The following is a 20,603-nucleotide window of genomic DNA, read 5'->3' on the forward strand; positions in this document are numbered from 1 at the left end:
ATTAGCTCAGCTGGGAGAGCACCTGCCTTACAAGCAGGGGGTCGGCGGTTCGATCCCGTCATCCTCCACCATTTTAATATATATTTGCCGGTGTAGCTCAGTTGGTAGAGCAACTGACTTGTAATCAGTAGGTCGTGGGTTCGACTCCTATCGCCGGCACCATCTTCATTTAATGATGGAGGGGTAGCGAAGTGGCTAAACGCGGCGGACTGTAAATCCGCTCCCTCCGGGTTCGGCGGTTCGAATCCGTCCCCCTCCACCATTTACATATCCTTATAAGCCTTTATTCTTTCTTTGGACAAGTTCAAAAGGTTGAAATAGGCTATTTTTATGAAGTGACATATTTTATTTCCTTAGATTCACATAATTTGTATGCTATATGAGCAAGATACTAGGGTAATAAAAAAATATAATTCCGTGTTATGATAACTTTTGAAAGATGAAAAGACATACTATGTTAAGGAATACATTAATATTAGTATTGTCGACGATATTTCGTAATATTTCCTACTGAAATATCCCAAAATATCCTCTTGCGTTGATTTTTCTTGATGTTTATTCAAGGAAGACTAATCACGTAGTAAAATCAATGGGCTATAGCCAAGCGGTAAGGCAACGGACTTTGACTCCGTCATTCGTAGGTTCGAATCCTGCTAGCCCAGCCATTTTAGAGCCATTAGCTCAGTTGGTAGAGCATCTGACTTTTAATCAGAGGGTCGAAGGTTCGAGTCCTTCATGGCTCATTTAAGCGGAAGTAGTTCAGTGGTAGAACACCACCTTGCCAAGGTGGGGGTCGCGGGTTCGAATCCCGTCTTCCGCTCCATGAACTACTTCTTTTTTATATTTGGGGCCTTAGCTCAGCTGGGAGAGCGCCTGCTTTGCACGCAGGAGGTCAGCGGTTCGATCCCGCTAGGCTCCACCAATAACATACAGAACTAACAATAAACCTATTAGGGTTTATTTTTTTTGCATAAACCCTACATTTATGTTCATTCTGTTCCCTTTATTCCTGCATATATATACATGTTTTTGTTGAGTTGAGTCATTCTATTAAAAGTAGGTACAATAGGGTATGGGAGAAGGAGGTTCATATAACATGAAGAAGGATATTTCCATAATTGGTGTGCCCATGGACTTAGGCCAAATGCGTAGGGGAGTAGATATGGGGCCAAGTGCCATCCGCTATGCGGGTGTCGTTGAACGATTAGAAAGACTTGAATATGATATAGATGACTTAGGTGATATTGAAATTACACGTCCCACTCGTGAAGAGATTGCAAAGGATCAGAACTTAAAGAACCTTGAAAAAGTTTCAGAGGCGAATGAAAAGCTTGCTGCAACAGTGGACGAGGTCATTAAAGCTGGTAGATTTCCGCTTGTCCTAGGTGGTGATCATAGTATTGCGATTGGAACTCTTGCGGGTGTTGCGAAGCATTATCAAAATCTAGGAGTTATTTGGTACGATGCCCATGGAGATTTAAATACAGCAGATACTTCACCGTCAGGTAATATCCATGGAATGCCACTCGCTGCAAGTCTGGGCCTTGGTCATAAGAGATTAACGGACATCTCTGGTTATGGTCCTAAAATAAAGCCTGAAAACATTGTCATTATTGGGGCAAGATCACTTGACGATGGTGAGAAGGAGTTAATTAAAAAGTTAGGAATCAAAGTTTATACCATGCATGAGATAGATCGTATAGGTATGACAAAGGTTATGGAAGAAACGATCTCTTATTTAAAAGACAAGACAGATGGTGTTCACTTATCATTGGATTTAGATGGTTTAGATCCACATGATGCACCAGGTGTAGGGACTCCAGTTCTTGGAGGCATTAGTTATCGTGAAAGCCATCTTGCAATGGAAATGTTAGAGGAATCAAAATTGATTACTTCTGCTGAATTTGTAGAAGTGAATCCAATCCTAGATGATAAAAACAAAACGGCTTCTGTTGCAGTTGCTTTAATGGGATCCTTATTTGGAGAAAAACTTTTATAATACTATACAGTATCTCGATACACGGGATGCTGTCTTTTTTTTATTTTTAAAGATTTGATTTCCTAGCACATAAACCAACCAAAATTTGTTAAAATGAAAATTATGGAGAAAATGAAACCTTTTAAGAAATGAATCGTAAATAATGATACCCGCGAGTAGAGCGGAGGTATACAAATGGAGACAATTATAAAAAACAGAATAAGACAGTTAAAAAATGGAGACCAGAATGCATTTGCGGAGATAGTAGAATTTTACAAAGACAAGGTTTTTCAGATATGCTATCGTATGCTTGGGAATCGACATGAGGCGGAGGATATTGCACAGGAAGCCTTTATTCGTGCATATGTAAATATCCATAGCTATGATTTGAATAAAAAGTTTTCAACATGGCTATACCGTATTGCAACGAATCTGTCGATTGACCGTATTCGAAAGAAAAAACCGGATTACTATTTGGATGCCGAGCTTGCAGGATCAGATGGACTAACAATGTATTCGCAAGTTGCCGCAGATGTAACACTACCAGAGGACGAGCTTGAGACAATGGAGCTACAAGAGTTAATCCAAGCAGAAATATTGAAGCTTCCAGATAAGTACCGTTCTGTTATTGTTTTAAAATACATCGAGGAGTTTTCACTAAAGGAAATTGGTGAAATTCTTGACCTGCCAGTAGGTACGGTAAAAACGAGAATTCATAGGGGCCGCGAAGCTTTACGAAACCAACTTCGACATGTATAGGGGTGAGAAAAAAATGAACTGTTCAGAAAAAAGCATGGTTACGTTAATGCATAATTACCTAGATGAGGATATTTCTGAAGAGGAAGAGAAGCTACTACGTGAGCATTTGCATGCCTGCGAATCCTGTAATCAACATTTTCATGAGCTAAAGAAGACAGTTGCGTTGGTACAAAGTACTTCTCATATTTCTGCACCTGACGATTTTACATTAATGGTCATGCAAAATCTGCCGAAGGAAAAACGCACAGTAAGCTTTAGACGTTGGTTCAGGGAACACCCAATGCTATCAGCTGCCGCTCTCTTTCTTGTATTAATGGCAGGAAGTCTCTTTTCCGTCTGGAATGAAAGTGATCAATTTTCCGTTTCGAAACAACCCAATCTAATTGTTGAAAACAATACCGTCATTGTTCCAGAAGGTGAAACAGTGAAAGGGGATGTCGTTGTCAAGAATGGGAAGCTTGTGATAGAGGGAGACGTAGATGGGAATGTCACTGTGATTAATGGTGAGAATTATATGGCCTCTGCTGGAAATGTAACAGGCGAGGTTAAGGTAGTCAATCAAATGTTTGAGTGGCTTTGGTACCATATAAAAAAAGTTGGTATAGATGCTATCCACATTTTTGATAATGAAGAATAGGTCATCGGACACGGTGGCCTTTTTTTCGACGCTAAAATTAAGCTTATCCACCTACCAATTTGTAATCGGTTAGGGAAAGATATATGATATAATATTATAGCTAACTATGTATGTTTGGATTATTTCATAGAGGAAGTGTGAGAATGTCATTTAATGAACTCCCATTACTAGGTTACCTTGGCATTTTTCTAGATGTTCTCCTTGTCTGGTATGTGATATATAAAATTTTATCCCTTATTCGCGGAACAAAGGCTGTACAGCTTTTGCAGGGGATTATTGTTATTGTTTTTATCCGCTTATTAAGTAGCCTGTTAGAGTTACATACTTTGTTTTGGTTAGTAGACCAGGTAATGGACTGGGGATTCTTAGCGATTATCGTTATTTTCCAGCCTGAATTGCGAAGGGCATTGGAACAGCTTGGCCGTGGAAAAATATTTTCAAGAAGTGGTAATGATGAAGAAGATCATCAGGTAAAATTAATTGAGGCTATTACAAAAGCCACTGATTATATGGCCAAACGCCGCATTGGTGCACTCATCTCAATTGAACGACAAACGGGGATGGGGGACTATGTGGAAACAGGGATTCCATTAAATTCAGCGATTTCTTCTGAGTTACTAATCAATATCTTTATACCAAATACGCCTTTACATGATGGAGCCGTGATTATTCAAAGAAATCAAGTAGCGGCTGCTGCGTGTTATCTGCCACTTTCAGAAAGCCCATTTATATCAAAGGAATTAGGAACTCGGCACCGAGCAGCACTTGGGATTAGTGAGGTAACAGACAGCATTACAATCGTTGTATCAGAAGAAACAGGAAGTGTGTCTTTAACAAAGAACGGTGAACTGCACCGGGATTTGAAACCTGATGCATTTCGAGATTTATTAAAACAAGAAATAATTACAAATGAAAGCATTACCTCTCATTCACTATGGCAATGGAGGGGGAAAAAGAATGGATAGATTAATTGATAACCGTTGGGTTACTCGGATTATTGCATTGTTCCTTGCATTACTCTTATTTGCGTCTGTCAGCTTTGAGAACCAACCTGCTACCAAGAGTCCTGCGGGATTGCCACTATTTTCAAATTACACAGAAACATTAACGGAGATTCCGGTAAATACATACTATGACGATCAGAATCTAGTTGTATCTGGAGTTCCTCAATATGTAAATGTAACAATAGAAGGTCCATCTGGGGTTACCAAAAGAGAAGGTCTCCAAAAGGAAATCGAAGTGTATGCAGACCTAACACAGTTATCAGTTGGTACCCATAAAGTAAAACTACAATATCGGAATATATCTGAAAAAATAAAAGTAAAAATTGATCCTGCTGAAATTACAGTCGTCATACAGGAAAAAGTAACAAAGGAATTCCCGGTTGAAGTCGATTTTGTCAACCGTGACCAAGTAGCAGAAGGGTACTCCATTGGAGATCCAGTGGTCTCACCTCGAGTAGTGAAAATAACTGGCGCTTTAGAGGAAATTGAGAGAGTAGCTATTGTAAAAGCTGTTGTCGATCTTAAGGGAGTAACGAAAGACTTTACACAGGAATCAAGGGTAGCTGTTTATGATAAAAATCAAAATGTATTATCTGTAACAGTTGAACCAAACGTTGTGGAAATTGCGGTTCCGATTATTAGTCCAAATAAATCAGTATCTTTTGCCCTTAAGCAAAAAGGAAAACTTCCGGATGGATTAAGTTTAGTGAATATCACACCAACGACTAATCAAGTTACGATATATGGTCCGAAGGATGTGATTGACGAAATTTCATCGATTGAGGCAGAAATTGACTTAGATGATATAAGAGAAGACTCTAAGATTGAAGTGAAGGTTCCGATACCAAAAGGGGTTTTCAAAGTATCCCCTGAAAAAATTGAAGTTGCAGTTGATATCGAAGAAGAGTTATCGGAAACCTTCTCGGATTTATCAATTAGAAGTTTAGGCTTAGGAGACCAATTTGCACTTACTTTTTTAGACCCTGAAGCGGGGACACTTAATTTAGATGTGCAAGGTGCACCAAGTATCTTAGAAGGGACAAGTCCTACAAATTTTGATGTGTTTATTGATGTGACCAATCTCGGGGTTGGTGAGCATGATGTAGATATAGAAATCAAAGGCCCAGACAATGTTACGTGGGCATTACCTCAAGAAAAGGCAAAGATACGAATTACGGAAATGGAAGAGTAATTGGGTATCAGCAAAAGGAGAGATCATTTAAAATGGGAAAATATTTTGGTACAGATGGTGTACGAGGTGTTGCAAATAGTGAACTAACTCCAGAGCTTGCATTTAAGGTTGGAAGATTTGGCGGTTATGTGTTAACAAAGGATAAAGAACGACCAAAGGTAATAATTGGCCGCGATACTCGTATTTCCGGTCATATGCTAGAAGGTGCACTCGTTGCAGGTCTATTATCAATTGGAGCAGAAGTTATGCGTTTAGGTGTTATTTCCACTCCAGGTGTTGCATTTTTAACAAAGGCTCTAGGTGCGGAAGCGGGTGTTATGATTTCTGCTTCACATAATCCAGTACAAGACAATGGGATTAAGTTCTTTGGACCAGATGGCTTTAAGCTTTCTGATGAACAGGAAAATGAAATTGAGGCACTTTTAGATTTACCAGAAGATCAGCTTCCACGTCCAATCGGGGCTGATTTAGGTCAAGTGAATGATTATTTTGAAGGTGGCCAAAAGTATCTTCAATTCTTAAAACAAACAGTGGACGAAGATTTCACTGGAATCCATGTAGCGCTGGATTGCGCTAATGGTGCGACATCATCCCTAGCTACGCATTTATTTGCTGACTTGGATGCAGATATTTCGACAATGGGAACATCCCCAAATGGTCTAAATATTAATGATGGTGTAGGTTCTACACATCCTGAAGCCCTTGCTGCCTTTTTAAAGGAAAAAGGAGCAGATGTTGGACTAGCTTTTGATGGTGATGGCGACCGACTCATTGCGATTGATGAAAATGGTGATATTGTTGATGGTGACCAAATCATGTACATATGTGCAAAGTATATGAAAGAACAAGGTCGTTTAAAGCATCAAACCGTTGTATCAACGGTGATGAGTAATTTAGGCTTTTACAAAGCGTTAGAAGAAAACGAAATCGAAAGTGTTCAAACAGCGGTGGGTGATCGCTATGTTGTTGAAGAAATGAAGAAGAGTGGATATATTCTAGGTGGAGAACAATCAGGACATATCATTTTCCTTGATTACAATACAACGGGTGACGGACTTTTAACAGGTCTACAATTAGTGAATATCATGAAAAGCACAAAGAAACCTTTATCCCAGCTTGCAAGTGAAATGACAAAGTTCCCGCAATTGCTAGTGAATGTAAAGGTAACAGATAAATATCATCATGTAACCGATAATCCAGTCATTAAAGCGGTTATCGAACAGGTTGAAGCTGAAATGAATGGAAATGGCCGTATTTTAGTACGTCCTTCCGGAACCGAGCCATTAGTAAGGGTAATGGCAGAGGCTCCAACTGAAGAGCTTTGTAAAGAATACGTAGACCGTATCGTTTCTGTAGTAAAAAAAGAAATGGGAACGGAATAAAAAATAATATACGTGTTCAAAAAGGAGGGTGAAAAGGACCGCGTCGACAAAAACGCCACGGCCTCATGTCTTGTCGACACTAGCACGTCCTGTACGTCGAAATTTCAAGGCGGCGCGGCTTTGAGTACCTGAGCGTATGCAGCTAATACGAGAGTAACGGAAAAGCAAGCCAACGCAGAAATTCGATGCGTCATTTTAAGCCGACTTTTTGAACTTCATACATTTTCATTAAAAATATGCAAACTTGACACATAAAGGTCCAAGTTTGCATATTTTTTTAGTATACATGGAAAATATATACCATGTTATGATTGACGAGTATGGAGATTATGTTGTATTATTGTTCTTGTTCAATTTTTTGTAAAGGAGGGTTAACAGTAATAGTTTTAATTAAAGCGCCAGAACTAAACCATGAACGGAAGAAGTAACAATGCATAGGCTATTGTTATAGGTTTAGTTGACGAGGTGGAGGTTTATCGAAAATTCGGCGGATGCCTCCCGGTTGACCTCAATCACGACCGTAAGTCCTTTTCGTCAAAACAGAGGGGTGACTCTCTGCACAAACGGGAGGATATGATTGAGTAAAAGAGATAAATATGGAAAAAAAGGGGCAAGATAGCCCCGTGCTTTCTTGTTCCCTTTTTTAGGGAGGAACTTAATTATGTGCGGAATTGTAGGTTTTATTGGACATCAAGACTCGAAAGAGATTTTGTTAAAGGGACTAGAAAAGCTTGAGTATCGTGGCTATGACTCAGCTGGAATTGCAGTGATGAATGATGAAGGTGTTCACGTTTTTAAGGAAAAAGGTCGTATTGCGATTCTTCGTGAGACTGTAGATCAAAGTTTATTTGCTACTGCAGGGATAGGACACACTCGTTGGGCTACACATGGTGTGCCTAGTAGAGTCAATGCCCACCCACATCAGGCATCAACTGGACGATTTACTCTTGTTCATAACGGTGTAATTGAAAATTACAGTCAGCTTAAGAGTGAATATTTACAAAGTGTTGAGCTACTAAGTGATACGGATACAGAAGTTGTTGTTCAGCTATTAGAGCAATTTGTGAATCAAGGGATGGAAGTTGAAGAAGCTTTCCGAAAGACATTAAGCCTTCTAAAGGGGTCTTATGCAATTGCAATGCTTGATGAGCAAAACAACGAAACAATCTATGTAGCGAAAAACAAAAGTCCACTTCTTGTAGGTCTTGGCGACAACTTTAATGTTGTAGCAAGTGATGCAATGGCAATGTTACAGGTAACCGATCAATATATCGAGTTAATGGATAAAGAAATTGTCGTTGTTAAAAAAGAGTCTGTTACAATTAAAAATTTAGCGGGTGAAACAATCAGCCGTGACCCATATACAGCAGAGCTTGATGCAAGCGATATAGAAAAGGGAACTTACCCACACTATATGCTTAAGGAAATTGACGAGCAACCTTTAGTCATGAGAAAAATTGTTCAAGAATATCAAGCCGAGAGCGGCAAGTTAGCAATTGATCCTTGTATTGTTGAAGCAATGAAGGATGCAGATCGAATCTATATTATCGCTGCTGGTACTAGTTATCATGCTGGTCTTGTAGGGAAACAATTCATTGAAAAAATAGCGCACATTCCTGTAGAGGTTCATATTTCTAGCGAATTCTCATACAATATGCCGTTATTATCGGAGAAACCATTATTTATCTTTATTTCACAAAGTGGTGAAACAGCAGACAGCCGTGCTGTGTTAGTACATGTAAAGGAAATGGGTCACAAGTCTATTACAATTACAAATGTACCTGGTTCAACACTTTCTCGTGAAGCAGATTACACATTGTTATTACATGCAGGACCTGAAATTGCAGTTGCTTCAACAAAAGCGTATACAGCACAGTTAGCAGTCCTTTCAATCCTTGCGTATGTAACAGCTGAATCAAAGGGAATAAAGGTTGGTATGGACCTTGTCAAAGAGCTTGGGATTATCGCAAACAGTATGGAGGCTTTATGTGATGACAAAGAAGTTATGGAAGCTATTGCTTGGGAGTACTTCACAACTACTCGTAACTGCTTCTTCATCGGACGTGCGATGGACTTCTTCGTTGGACTAGAGGGTGCCTTAAAGCTTAAGGAAATCTCCTACATCCAAGCAGAAGGTTTTGCAGGAGGAGAATTAAAGCACGGAACAATTGCCTTAATAGAAGAAGGGACACCGATTATCGCTCTAGCTACTCAAGAGCATGTTAACCTAAGCATTCGAGGAAATGTGAAAGAGGTTGTTGCACGTGGTGCACACCCATGTATCATTTCAATGAAGGGCTTAGAAACAGATGAGGACCGTTATGTGCTTCCAGCAGTTAACGAAATGTTAACACCACTAATCTCTGTTATTCCGTTACAACTTATCTCTTACTACGCAGCACTACACCGTGACTGTGACGTAGATAAGCCACGAAATTTGGCGAAAAGTGTGACAGTGGAATAAAGATTATACACTAAAAATTTTGGTGTTGAAAGACGAAAAAGTTAGGAACTGACTTGACAGTGTCTCATCAGCCTATTTGTAAAATTATCACTGAAGTAAGACTCAATCCAATTAAGGGATTGAGTCTTTTTTGTTTTTTAGTTTTGTGTTACTAAAAGATTGGAGTGTTGCTCACTTCCTTGACTTTGAACGACTTAATATAATTAATATGGCACTACCTAAATATCCGAATCCAACTGAACCAACCAAGATGTTATAGGCATCCATCACTGTTCCAGGATTTTCAAATACACTATTTTTAATGATCATCATGACGATATAGGCAATGATTATGATTCCAAGACCGAGTAGACTTGCCCAAACAGATACCTTTGTCGAATGGACTTCCTTGTTTAATACCTTTGGTGATGAAAGGATGAAAATTAATGATGATAAAATAGCAATGATAAACAGGTACTGTTTCAATGAAAAGGACAAGTAGTGAACGTTCTCGTGAATAGTGCCTTCCTCAACACCAGCTTCATACATAACATTTGAGGTTAAGAAAAGCGAAATGCTAATCACGATGGCGTAAATCCCACTGAAGTTCCCCAGAGGTCTATTACCGCTAGCTTTGCTTCGTAACCAAAATCCATATGTGAAGAATAGGACACTGATAAACATCATAATATACACAGCGTTAACTAACGTCTGATTAGAAACTTCGTCTGAAAATTGATAGGAGATTAATGTTGCGAATGCTGTAAATGCAAAGAATGCCACATTTACAATAAGTAAACTTTTCTTTAGCGTAGCCAGTTGGATATCAGATTGTTTTTGTTTTTTCATTGCGAGTCTCACTTTCCAAAAATCTAGAATGAGTCTAGTCATCCTCTCTGGAAGGCATTGGATTAACGACTTCCTCCGAAGTAATCACTTTAACCAGCTTAAGTATATCAGAATCATTCGCTATTTTTGTGGTGATTGTCTGTAGTGGCTAGTAATATCCCAGCATCTTCTTTTTATTAGTCCTTTTTTTACAATTCTGAATAATATACATGTAATATTAACTTTAAATGGGGGATGTAATGGGGTTAAGAGGGAGAGTAAGTTTAAGTGTGGGTTGGGTAACTTTGTTTCTTATGGGGACTGATTTATTTGTAGTGTCTCCGTTACTACCGTTCATTTCGGAGGCGTATAATGTTAGTTCAGCAATTGCAGGATGGATGGTAACTGTTTTTGCTGTAACATATGCTATTGCAGCACCTTTCTTTGGCTGGCTTTCAGATAAAAATGGAAGGAGAGCATTGATTACATTTGGCTTAGTGTTGTTCTTTATTTCTAACATACTAACAGCTTTTGCACCTTCATTTTTTTTGTTAATTGTTAGTCGAATTTTATCTGGTTTATCGGTTGCTTCAATAACTCCTTTGATATATGCCATCATTGGAGATATTGCCCCACCAAATCGAACAGGGACATGGCTTTCAATTGTTGTTTCAGGGCACCTAACAGCTCTTTGGGCAGGAGCACCATTTGGTACGTTATTAGAGCACTTTCTTGGTTGGCGTTCAGTATTTGTTGTAATGGCTATTATAGGAGCTATGTTGGCGATAGTAAATTTCAGTACTTGGAAATATACTCCTAAAAGCGATTTAACAAGAAATCCAATAGGAGGAAGTCTGCTAAGAATATTGGGTTCGGTAAGTGTTACAACCTTTTGGGCGATATCAATGTATGCTCTATATGTTTACTTAGGTGCATCTCTTTATTCTGAAAATGGATTCTTATCTACACAAATCGGATTAGCTATTACTTTCTATGGTATCGGGGCTGTTTTAGGGAGTCTTATAAGTGGACAATTAACAGATAGATTTGGAGAAAGGAATATATCAAAAGTTACACTCATTTTCTTGTCTCTCATTTTTATTTGTTTAGGTATATTCTTCTCATCTGGTGATTGGATTTATTTATTCTTGTTCCTATGGGCTTTGGTTGGGTATGCAGGATTTACATCATACCAAGCAAGATTAGCGGTTGAATATCCAAACGAACGAGGTATTGTAATGGCGTGGAATAATACAGCTTTGTATATTGGTATTACTATTGGATCAATGGTAGGTGGTTATGTCATAACGAAATGGGGTTACTCTTACCTTCCGTATGTTTGTAGCATTGCGGCGGTCATTAGTTTTGCTCTTAGCACCCAAAAGGTCGAAGAAACAAAAAAAACAGCTCTTTCAGTAGATAGATGAACTTTTGAATGAAGTCTTTTTGTTCAACTAACGAAGCATTATTGTTTACGAAAAAATGTACAAATGGGCTTGGATCTAAAAAGGATTTATCCCCATGTTCATTGAATAGCTAAACATGTAAATCAAATATCAAATGGAAGGAAAATTTGGTTGATAGGGTGTGAAAATAAAAACTGCTATTATGCTCTGTAAAGTTTGCCCAGGTTATTTACAATTATTAATTTAGATGTTCGATTACATTTGGTATAAGGGATGGAGTGGACAAAAAACATGCAATATGGAATGTACGCAATTTTACTTGTTATTTTTGGATTGATTCTTTGGAGGCGAACAAGAGCTATGGTCCGACCAATTAAAGGCTCGGGCTTACGAATTTTGCTACCGCTGCTCTATATGTCACCTGCCTTATCTGTGGTGATGCAACCTTCCGTTCACTTCACTTCTATAGAAATTGTCGTAACTGTGATATTTGGAACGATCTTATCTCTTCCATTGATTTATACAACTGGATACGAAATTCGAGAGGATGGGAAAATCTATGCAATAAAGAGCATTGGCTTTGTGATTGCTTTAATATTAGTATTTGTTTGCCGACGCTTAGCTAATTACTTTTTACCAGGCATTGAACCTTTGACATTAAACGCTTTATCTATTATTTCTCTGTTTGTATATGTTGGGTTATGGAGAATCATAAGTTTTATTAAATTCAAAAAGGTATACAACTCACGTGTAGCAGTGTAATAAATGTGTAGAACCCTTGATAAGACGTTAAGAAGTCGACTTGTTTCGGGTCTTCAACCTTTTAATAGAGCTACGGTCCTCAGCAATCAATGAAGGACATGGCGTGTAACGATTTCCCAATAAAAAACACCCCAATGGCTTTATACCTTTCGGGGTGCATGATTTGGGTTATGAAACCTCTTCAAATTGGCTGTTGTATAACTCTGCATAAAAACCATCTTTTTCTAATAATTCCTCATGGTTACCTGCTTCAATGATGTCGCCATCCTTCATTACAAGGATGATATCGGCATTTTTAATCGTCGATAATCGATGGGCAATCACAAACGATGTCTTTCCAACCGTTAGTTTATCCATCGCCTGCTGGATGAGCATCTCCGTCCTAGTGTCTACTGAACTTGTTGCTTCATCCAGGATCAACAATGGCGCTGTTTTCACCATTGCTCTAGCAATCGTTAATAACTGCTTTTGCCCTGCTGACAAACTAGCTTTATCATCCAGAATCGTATCGAAACCTTTCGGTAGAGTTTTAATAAAGTGGTAGAGTCCAACTGCTTTACAAGCTGACTCCAGTTCCTCATCAGTAACTCCCTTGCTGGAATAAATGATATTGTCACGAATGGTTCCCTCAAACAGCCAAGTGTCTTGAAGTACCATACAGAACAATTCATGAAGATTTTCCCTTGTAAGCTGACTAATTGGAACACCGTCAATTAGGATTTCCCCATCATTTACTTCATAGAATCGCATTAATAGATTAACCAAGGTCGTTTTGCCCGCACCAGTAGGACCAACAATCGCAACTTTTTGACCTGCTTTAACGTTTACTGAGAAGTTTTTGATTACAGGTTGATTCTCGTTATATCCAAACCTTACATTTCGAAACTCTACATCTCCCTTGATTGTTTGAAGGCTTGTTGTCTTTTCACTTTCATCTGCAAGCTCCTTTTCCTCCAAAAATTCAAAAACACGTGCACTCGCAGCAGCTGTTGACTGGAGTTGTGTAGCACCCTGTGCAATTTGAGAAAGTGGCTGTGTGAACAAACGAATATACAACATAAAAGAAACAATCACACCAAAGGAGATATAATCATTCACTGCAAGCGCAGCACCAACGATACAAACAACGACATAACCAAGGTTCCCTACAAACATCATAAAAGGCATCATCAACCCAGATAGGAATTGGGATTTCCACGCACTATCGTACAATCCAGTGTTGAATTTGTGAAAGGTTTCCTTAGCTGTATTTTCTCCATTATAGGCTTTAACAACTTGATGTCCTGAATAAATTTCTTCAATATATCCATTTAGCATCCCAAGTTGTTGCTGTTGTTTGACGAAAAAAACTTGGGATTTGGAGATAACAAATGACATCAACCCAAATCCAATAAACGTTGATAATACAGCAGAAATAGCCATAATCCAGTTTGTATAAAACATCATTATTAATGATCCAAAAAACAATGTGAAAGCAGAAGTTAACCCGCTAATACTCTGGTTAAGTGTCTGACCTACCAAATCGACATCATTGGTGACACGGCTTAACACATCGCCGGTACTTGTTGAGTCGAAGTATTTTAACGGAAGACGATTCATTTTTTTCGAAAGGTCTCTTCTTAACGCTTTTGAAATACGCTGTGTGACTGTGGCCATAATAAAACCTTGAGAATATTGAAACAAAAACATCAATCCATAAAGGATTAAAATAACGATTGCCACGTCAACAACCTTTTCCATGTCAATGGTCGTCATCATGCCCTCTACGATCGTATCGGTCATATTTCCAAGCAAATCAGGACCAATGATTGTAAAAATGGCCCCCGCCACGGATAGAATGACTGCTAGAATGATGGCAGGTACAAACGCTCGTGAATAAACGAATAATTGTTTAAAGCTTTTCATGCTTTGCCCCTTTTCTTGGCCTTCTTGGCCCTTGCGGGAACGTGCTGCTTTCTTCGACTTGAGTTTCGTTTTTTGTTTATCCGCCAATTTCAAGTTCCTCCTTTGACAGTTGCGAGTAGGCAATTTCTTGATAAACCTCACATGTTCTCATGAGCTCATGATGAGTACCAATTCCAACTATCTCTCCTTCATCAAGAACAATAATGCGATCAGCGTCGATGACGGTTCCAATACGTTGTGCAACTATTATGGAGGTTGCATCTTGTATTTCTTTCTTCAGACGGGACCGTAACACCCGATCTGTTTTATAATCTAGCGCCGAGAAAGAATCATCAAAGAGATAGATTTCGGGATTTTTATAGATTGCACGAGCAATAGACAATCTTTGTTTCTGGCCACCTGAAATATTCGTACCACTTTGGGCAATTTGTGCCTCATACTGGTTTTCCATTTTTTCCACAAATTCTTTCCCTTGTGCAATTTCAACAGCTCTCTCGATTTGGTTGTCAGTCTTATTTTCCCCTGTACCAAAGGCTACATTAGAAGCAACGCTGCCGCTAAACAAAATAGCTTTTTGGGAAACATATCCAACCTTATTTCTCAGAGCTTCAAGGCTAAACTCCTTAACATTTGTTCCATCTACAAAAATGTCACCTTTCGTTGCGTCGATAAAACGAGGTACCAAGTTTAGGAGAGTACTTTTTCCACTACCTGTTGATCCAATGATGGCAACTGTTTCGCCTCGATGTGCACGAAAGCTTATATTTTTTAAAACATAATCTTCTGCTTCCGGATACTTAAAACTCACATTGCGGAATTCAACTTCTCCTACTGTGTTTGTTTTTTCTGTTAGATTTCCATCTTTGATTTTAATATCAGTATCTAATACCTCATTAATCCGTTTTGCTGAAACTGCAGCACGAGGCATCATAATAAATACCATTGATAACATCATAAAGGACATAATGATTTGCATTGCATAGGAGGAGAAGACCACCATATCGGAAAACAATGATAAGCGATTCGGTACCGAAGCATTGTTAATCAAAATCGCACCTATCCAATAGATGGCAAGATTCATTCCAGACATCATAAGGCCAATTGAGGGAAATAAGATGGCCATCGTCCTACCGGTGAAAAGATTTGTTTTTGTTAATTCATTATTTGCATCTTCAAATTTCTCTTCTTGATATTCCTCTGCATTATAAGCACGCACAACACGAATACCTGACAAATTCTCTCTTGTCACAAGATTCAATTGGTCAGTCAGAGTTTGAATAATCCGGAATTTAGGCAGTGCGATAAAAACGACAATAGCAATTAATACACACAGGAATGCAACGGCAACTCCTGTAGCAACGGTCCATTCCCAAGACTTGCCCATAATTTTCATAACTGCCCATACCGCCATAATCGGAGCCCGAATGACGATTTGCAATCCCATTATGATTAACATTTGAACCTGCATAATATCATTCGTGGATCGTGTAATTAAGCTTGGTGTAGAAAAAAGATTTACTTCCTCCATTGAAAAAGACAAGTTCTTTTCAAATACCATACCGCGCAATCGTACCGAAAATCCAGCTGCTATTCTTGCTGCTAGAAAAACGGTAACCATCGATGCAAGCATACTACCTATGGCACATAAGATCATGAATGCACCTTGTGAAAGCACATCGCTAATCTCACTGCCTTCTGTTTGTACAAGCCTAGTGATTTCTGCCATATAATCGGGAATTTTTAAATCAAGCCATACTTGTGTCACGATGAAAACAAGGCTACATAAAACGAGTAACCAATCTGTCTTCTGAAAATATTTAAAGATTTTCAGCATGTGTGGATTCCTCCTAAGGCATAATGTTGAATAATAAAATTTAAAGTACCAATGGGGTATTTTGAATGCTTTGATTCATTTCACTTATCAGCCATGATAAATAATTCTTCGAATGATTCTAGGTGATCTATCCCGTCTTTTTCCATCTTTCCTTTTACTGCTGTAAGTAATAACCTCATGCCTTCCTCCACAGTTTCCTGTTGTGATGGTGTTAATAATTGTAATGCTTCACTAATCGCGTGATTCACTGGTTTTGGTGAAGCTTTTTTTATTACATTCAGTTTCTCGTCACTGATCGTGATTATGACAGACCTTTTATCTTTCGGATTTGGTTTCTTAAGTAATATACCTCTGGCAGACAATCTTTCCACAATATCTGAAACGGTACTTTGGGTCATCCTCAGGTTATGTGTAAGTTGCTTGATGCTCGTCGAGTCATGAAGAAGCACTTGTTTAATGACCTTTAACTGAGGAACAGTGAGACCATGCTCCTCGGCATATTTTTGTATGCTCTTCGCCATATACCGATGTAAAAAATCAATCGATTCCCTTAAAAAATCTGCCTTTTCATCCAAGTTTTTTATCTCCCTTCAACATCCATCTTGTACGATTCATCGCATACGATATATCTTATCAGGTAATAAATCATATAATCATATAAACACCTTGTCAATTCATTTATTATAAATATTTTCAAAAAAATTACGGCCTCAAAAATCTTCCTACACAGTAACTATCGTTGAATAGTATCAATTGAAGTACCCAGTAAATGAAACTTATCGAACATTAAAAACGTAATTATTAATATCAAGTTTCTAAGAAAGGAGGAATTCGTAGTGCCTACTTGTCAAAACTGTAAAAGAAAGTGGTCTTGGTTTGATTCGATTAAGAAATTACTAGCATTTCGTAAAAAAATGATATGTAATCATTGTGGAGAAATTCAATACCAAAGTACAACTTCGAGAAATACTACTACTTCTTTATTAGTTTTACTCCCCATTAGCACTCTACCATTTTCTATAATGTTTGATTTATCTCCTATTTCTGTACTACTCTTGGGACTTGCCTTAATATTTGTGGCTCTGTTTGTAATGCCATTATTACTGAAATTAACTGATAAAGAAGAACCATTATGGTAAAAGGGGACTACAAGGCTGTCATTAAGAGCAGCTTTTTATTTTTGTACTAACGAAGCAATTTAGTTGAACAAGAAATACTGTTTTAAATGGGGGTTAGAGCAATCACTGTAAAGAATATATTTATAATTGCTGTAAGGTGGGTATGTATTAGAATATAATTTAGGTGTAAATATCGAAAGTTATACCGACACAAAATGAACATGAGGTTTAAATATGACTACATTTCTTTTATTAATCATCTACTTGGCTTTTATCAGTTTAGGTTTACCAGATTCTATATTGGGGGCAGCATGGCCCGCAATGCGGCCAGATTTTGGGGCACCACTCGAGACTGCTGGATACCTTTTTATGACAGTTGCAGGTGGTACAATTATCTCTAGTTTAGTGAGCGGAAAGGTACTTAAACGCTTTGGCACAGGTAAAGTGACAGTTGTCAGTGTCTTAATGACTGCTGCTGCATTGCTAGGATTTTATTTTGCTCCATCGGTTGCTTGGTTACTTGTGTGTGCAATCCCACTTGGGTTAGGGGCAGGAGCAGTTGATGCGGGATTAAATGATTATGTGGCTACACATTATCAGGCACATCATATGAGTTGGTTACATTGTTTTTGGGGAGTAGGAGCTACACTTGGACCAATCATTATGGCTCAATTTATTTTAGAGGAAAATGCTTGGAGAAGTGGATATCTTGTTATCTCTGTTCTTCAGTTTACGTTAGTTATCATCCTGTTCTTTACATTACCTTTATGGAACAGAGTGACAAAAAGCAGCAATATCACCTTAATTGAAGAGGAGGAAGCTGCAAAAATTACACCTAATGGTGAAGATGTTAAAGACGCAAAACCATTACAGATAAAAGGAGTAAAGCTGGCCCTTGCATCTTTCTTGTTTTATTGTGCAGTTGAAGCGACGGTTGGGCTTTGGGGAAGTAGTTTCTTAGTAAATGTCAAAGATTTAAGCCCGGCAACGGCAGCAAAATGGGTTTCCTTTTATTATGCAGGAATAACACTTGGTAGATTGATAACAGGTTTTATTACCTTTAAAATAACTAACCGTACACTAATTCAGCTGGGGCAAATAATTGCATTAACAGGTGCCATTATATTGATAATACCCTTGCCATCCCTTTTCTCACTAATAGGATTTATTATTGTTGGTTTAGGATTAGCACCAATATTTCCTTGTATGTTACATGAGACACCAACACGTTTCGGAAAACAACATTCTCAGACAATAATGGGCTATCAAATGGCAGTAGCTTATACCGGTACTACATTCATGCCACCACTACTTGGATTTGTGGCGTCTCAAACTACAATTGGAATCTTCCCAGTATGTGTTGCTATGTTTATATTAGCGATGCTTCTAAGTTCCGAAAAACTTAATAGTCTTTTGAAAAACAAGCATTTACTGATAGCTCGACAGTAATCGATATACCACTCAGGCTGGATCCAAGAATGGGTTCAGCCTGGTTCTATAGGTTTTAATCAATAATAACTAATTCATTTTTAGAAGAATATACCATATTAAAGGGGAAGTAGCTTTAGAGAGTGGGACTGTATCCTAAGAAGCGGGTCTATTGGAGCCCGCTTTTTCTATGTGTAGAAAGTAATAGAAAGATGAAAAAGAAATAGTAAAATAGTATTACATTTTACATTTTGTAAAATTAACTAGGGTTATTATTTTACATTACTTCCAATGCAATTGATAACGCTTACATGTTAAGGTTAATTATATTTAGATTATTTGGAAAATTGATATAATGGTGAGGTGATATCGATTTATAAAAATATAGCATCTTTTTTAGGGATATATTATTTGATGCACGAATATTGAAAAAAGGCTTATTACATATCCACCTAAGAAGAAGTGTTGTGTATTGAAATAAAACTATGAAAAATGGGGTGTTGGATAATTTGGAAACAAAAGTAGAAAGAACCTATGAACCTTTAGCTAATCCACCATTAACTCTAAAAGGGAAACTATCGGTAATTGGCCCAGGAATTGTTGTTGCTGCAACTGGTGTAGGAGCAGGGGACTTAATTATGGCTTCTATAGCAGGTGTTAATTACGGTTTAATGTTAATGTGGGCAGTCTTCGTAGGAGCATTAATAAAATTTATTCTAAGTGAAGGGATTGGAAGATTGTATCTAGCGACTGGTACTACATTTCTACAAAGTTGGCATTCGTTAGGATGGGTTGCAACCTCTTATTTTGGAGGGTATGCCATTTTATTTGGGATTATTTATGGAGTCGCAGCACCAACTGTATGTGGAATGGTTTTAGCCGCATTGTTACCTGGTACCCCTGTATGGTTAGGAGCGATTGTATCCTCTATAGCTGGTTTTATATTAGTTTGGTTTGGTAGATATCATTTATTGGAAAAAGTCATGATGGTATTTGTTGGCTTAATGTTTATTACAGTTGTTGGATCGGCAATTATTATTTTGGCTAGTTCAAATGATGTTACGTACCAAGTAATCCCTTCTGTGCCAAAAGGTTCATTTGCGACAATACTCGGATTAATTGGTGGGGTAGGTGGTTCGATCACATTAGCTTGTTATGGGTATTGGTTACAGGCCAAAGGCTGGAGTGGTAAGCGTTGGATGCCAACAATGAGGATAGATAATGGCGTAGCCTATACAGTTACTGGGATTTTTGCAGTGGCAATAATGATTATTGCAGCTGAATTATTATTCGGAACGGGCACAACAATTAATGGAAACCAGGGACTTCTTGGACTTGCAGATGCTTATGGCGAGAGATTCGGAAATGTAGCACGTTGGATTCTATTGCTAGGATTCTATGGAGCGGTGTTTACATCGGTTTTAGGGCCTTGGCAAGGTATTTCTTATCTTTTTGCCGACTTTGTACGAATAGTACGAAATGGTAGAAAGAAGAATAACGATTTAAATCAACCAATCTCTGAAAAAGACCCCGCTTATCGCGCGTACCTTGTTTGGATGACATTCCCGCCTATGTTACTTTTGTTATTTAATGAGCCTGTTGCAATTGTTTTTATTTACGGCATTCTTGGATCCATATTTATGCCCGCACTTTCATTAGGCTTATTATATTTATTAAACTCTAAACAAATTGACCCTGTTTATCGTAATGGTAATGCTACTAATCTATTTTTAGTACTTATTATTTTACTCTTTGTATACCTTGGTGGTAGTGAACTCATTGATATGCTCTTTTAGCTTAACTCATCAAAATGTTATTCTATCTTTTCACACAAAAAAGCAAGGGGAGTGTGAACTGCACCCTGTCAAGTAGACAGTGGAAATAATAAAAATGATTTAAGCGGCTCTAGCTCTATATTCCATAGGGC

General features: G+C 38.1%; 16 protein-coding genes and 6 tRNA genes. 18 read left to right on the forward strand and 4 right to left on the reverse strand.

The genetic code is table 11. The features are described from left to right. The first annotated feature begins 86 nt into the window (after window positions 1-86). The 13 genes from ACR65M_RS22510 to glmS all read left to right on the forward strand — a co-directional run bounded on the left by ACR65M_RS22510 (window position 87) and on the right by glmS (window position 9,416). Window positions 87-162 (forward strand) — tRNA-Thr (locus ACR65M_RS22510). 15 nt (window positions 163-177) lie between these two features. Continuing rightward, window positions 178-262 (forward strand) — tRNA-Tyr (locus tag ACR65M_RS22515). A 328-nt stretch (window positions 263-590) separates the two neighbouring features. Next, window positions 591-665: transfer RNA gene (locus ACR65M_RS22520), tRNA-Gln, on the forward strand. Window positions 666-670: 5 nt separating this feature from the next. Continuing rightward, a tRNA-Lys gene (locus ACR65M_RS22525) sits at window positions 671-743 on the forward strand. 5 nt (window positions 744-748) lie between these two features. Next, window positions 749-823: transfer RNA gene (locus ACR65M_RS22530), tRNA-Gly, on the forward strand. A 23-nt stretch (window positions 824-846) separates the two neighbouring features. Continuing rightward, window positions 847-922 (forward strand) — tRNA-Ala (locus ACR65M_RS22535). A gap of 174 nt (window positions 923-1,096) precedes the next feature. Continuing rightward, on the forward strand, window positions 1,097-1,999 hold the full coding sequence (gene rocF / locus ACR65M_RS22540; RefSeq protein ID WP_121448403.1) for an arginase: 903 nt from the start codon (window positions 1,097-1,099) through the stop codon (window positions 1,997-1,999). Between the two features lie 174 nt (window positions 2,000-2,173). Beyond that, window positions 2,174-2,737 carry an RNA polymerase sigma factor SigW gene (gene sigW, locus ACR65M_RS22545; RefSeq protein ID WP_121448404.1) on the forward strand — a complete coding sequence of 188 codons (564 nt, stop codon included), beginning with the start codon at window positions 2,174-2,176 and terminating at the stop codon, window positions 2,735-2,737. Between the two features lie 13 nt (window positions 2,738-2,750). Then, a complete protein-coding gene (locus tag ACR65M_RS22550) occupies window positions 2,751-3,374 on the forward strand; it encodes a zf-HC2 domain-containing protein (RefSeq protein ID WP_341329643.1) in 624 nt (207 codons plus the stop codon). 143 nt (window positions 3,375-3,517) lie between these two features. Then, a complete protein-coding gene (cdaA, locus tag ACR65M_RS22555; protein ID WP_341329644.1) occupies window positions 3,518-4,339 on the forward strand; it encodes a diadenylate cyclase CdaA in 822 nt (273 codons plus the stop codon). Beyond that, window positions 4,332-5,570 carry a CdaR family protein gene (locus ACR65M_RS22560; RefSeq protein ID WP_341329645.1) on the forward strand — a complete coding sequence of 413 codons (1,239 nt, stop codon included), beginning with the start codon at window positions 4,332-4,334 and terminating at the stop codon, window positions 5,568-5,570. The genes cdaA and ACR65M_RS22560 overlap by 8 nt, the downstream gene beginning before the upstream one ends. Window positions 5,571-5,602: 32 nt before the next feature. Then, entirely contained in the window at window positions 5,603-6,952 is a 1,350-nt protein-coding gene (glmM, locus tag ACR65M_RS22565; protein ID WP_440274485.1) for a phosphoglucosamine mutase, read from the forward strand. 661 nt (window positions 6,953-7,613) lie between these two features. Continuing rightward, the gene (gene glmS, locus ACR65M_RS22570) at window positions 7,614-9,416 is read left to right on the forward strand and encodes a glutamine--fructose-6-phosphate transaminase (isomerizing) (protein ID WP_341329647.1); all 1,803 of its coding nucleotides are present in this window, start codon (window positions 7,614-7,616) and stop codon (window positions 9,414-9,416) included. Window positions 9,417-9,587: 171 nt separating this feature from the next. Here glmS and ACR65M_RS22575 read toward each other — a convergent pair whose 3' ends face one another. Beyond that, entirely contained in the window at window positions 9,588-10,244 is a 657-nt protein-coding gene (locus ACR65M_RS22575; RefSeq protein ID WP_440274486.1) for a hypothetical protein, read from the reverse strand. Window positions 10,245-10,483: 239 nt separating this feature from the next. Between ACR65M_RS22575 and ACR65M_RS22580 the strand changes: the two genes are divergently transcribed. Next, entirely contained in the window at window positions 10,484-11,650 is a 1,167-nt protein-coding gene (locus tag ACR65M_RS22580) for an MFS transporter (protein WP_440274487.1), read from the forward strand. A 270-nt stretch (window positions 11,651-11,920) separates the two neighbouring features. Next, window positions 11,921-12,391 carry a CcdC protein domain-containing protein gene (locus ACR65M_RS22585; protein ID WP_440274488.1) on the forward strand — a complete coding sequence of 157 codons (471 nt, stop codon included), beginning with the start codon at window positions 11,921-11,923 and terminating at the stop codon, window positions 12,389-12,391. A gap of 168 nt (window positions 12,392-12,559) precedes the next feature. On the opposite strand, the gene ACR65M_RS22590 is transcribed toward ACR65M_RS22585, so the two are convergent. The 3 genes from ACR65M_RS22590 to ACR65M_RS22600 all read right to left on the reverse strand — a co-directional run bounded on the left by ACR65M_RS22590 (window position 12,560) and on the right by ACR65M_RS22600 (window position 16,705). Continuing rightward, window positions 12,560-14,383 (reverse strand): ABC transporter ATP-binding protein, encoded by a 1,824-nt coding sequence (locus ACR65M_RS22590; RefSeq protein WP_341329653.1) that lies wholly within the window; start codon window positions 14,381-14,383, stop codon window positions 12,560-12,562. Next, window positions 14,373-16,130, reverse strand: coding sequence for an ABC transporter ATP-binding protein (locus ACR65M_RS22595; protein WP_341329654.1), 1,758 nt, complete (start codon window positions 16,128-16,130; stop codon window positions 14,373-14,375). Before ACR65M_RS22595 ends, ACR65M_RS22590 begins: the two co-directional genes overlap by 11 nt. Window positions 16,131-16,210: 80 nt before the next feature. Continuing rightward, window positions 16,211-16,705, reverse strand: coding sequence for a MarR family winged helix-turn-helix transcriptional regulator (locus ACR65M_RS22600; RefSeq protein ID WP_341329655.1), 495 nt, complete (start codon window positions 16,703-16,705; stop codon window positions 16,211-16,213). 261 nt (window positions 16,706-16,966) lie between these two features. Here ACR65M_RS22600 and ACR65M_RS22605 point away from each other — a divergent pair, with 261 nt between their 5' ends. From ACR65M_RS22605 to ACR65M_RS22615, 3 genes are all read left to right on the forward strand, one after another. After that, window positions 16,967-17,269: a TIGR04104 family putative zinc finger protein gene (locus tag ACR65M_RS22605; protein ID WP_341329656.1), complete on the forward strand. Its 303-nt coding sequence runs from the start codon at window positions 16,967-16,969 to the stop codon at window positions 17,267-17,269. A 213-nt stretch (window positions 17,270-17,482) separates the two neighbouring features. After that, a complete protein-coding gene (locus ACR65M_RS22610; RefSeq protein WP_440274489.1) occupies window positions 17,483-18,697 on the forward strand; it encodes an MFS transporter in 1,215 nt (404 codons plus the stop codon). 476 nt (window positions 18,698-19,173) lie between these two features. Then, window positions 19,174-20,472, forward strand: coding sequence for an Nramp family divalent metal transporter (locus ACR65M_RS22615; protein ID WP_440274490.1), 1,299 nt, complete (start codon window positions 19,174-19,176; stop codon window positions 20,470-20,472). The last annotated feature ends 131 nt before the right edge of the window (window positions 20,473-20,603 follow it).

The organism is Ferdinandcohnia sp. SAFN-114, from assembly GCF_059415045.1.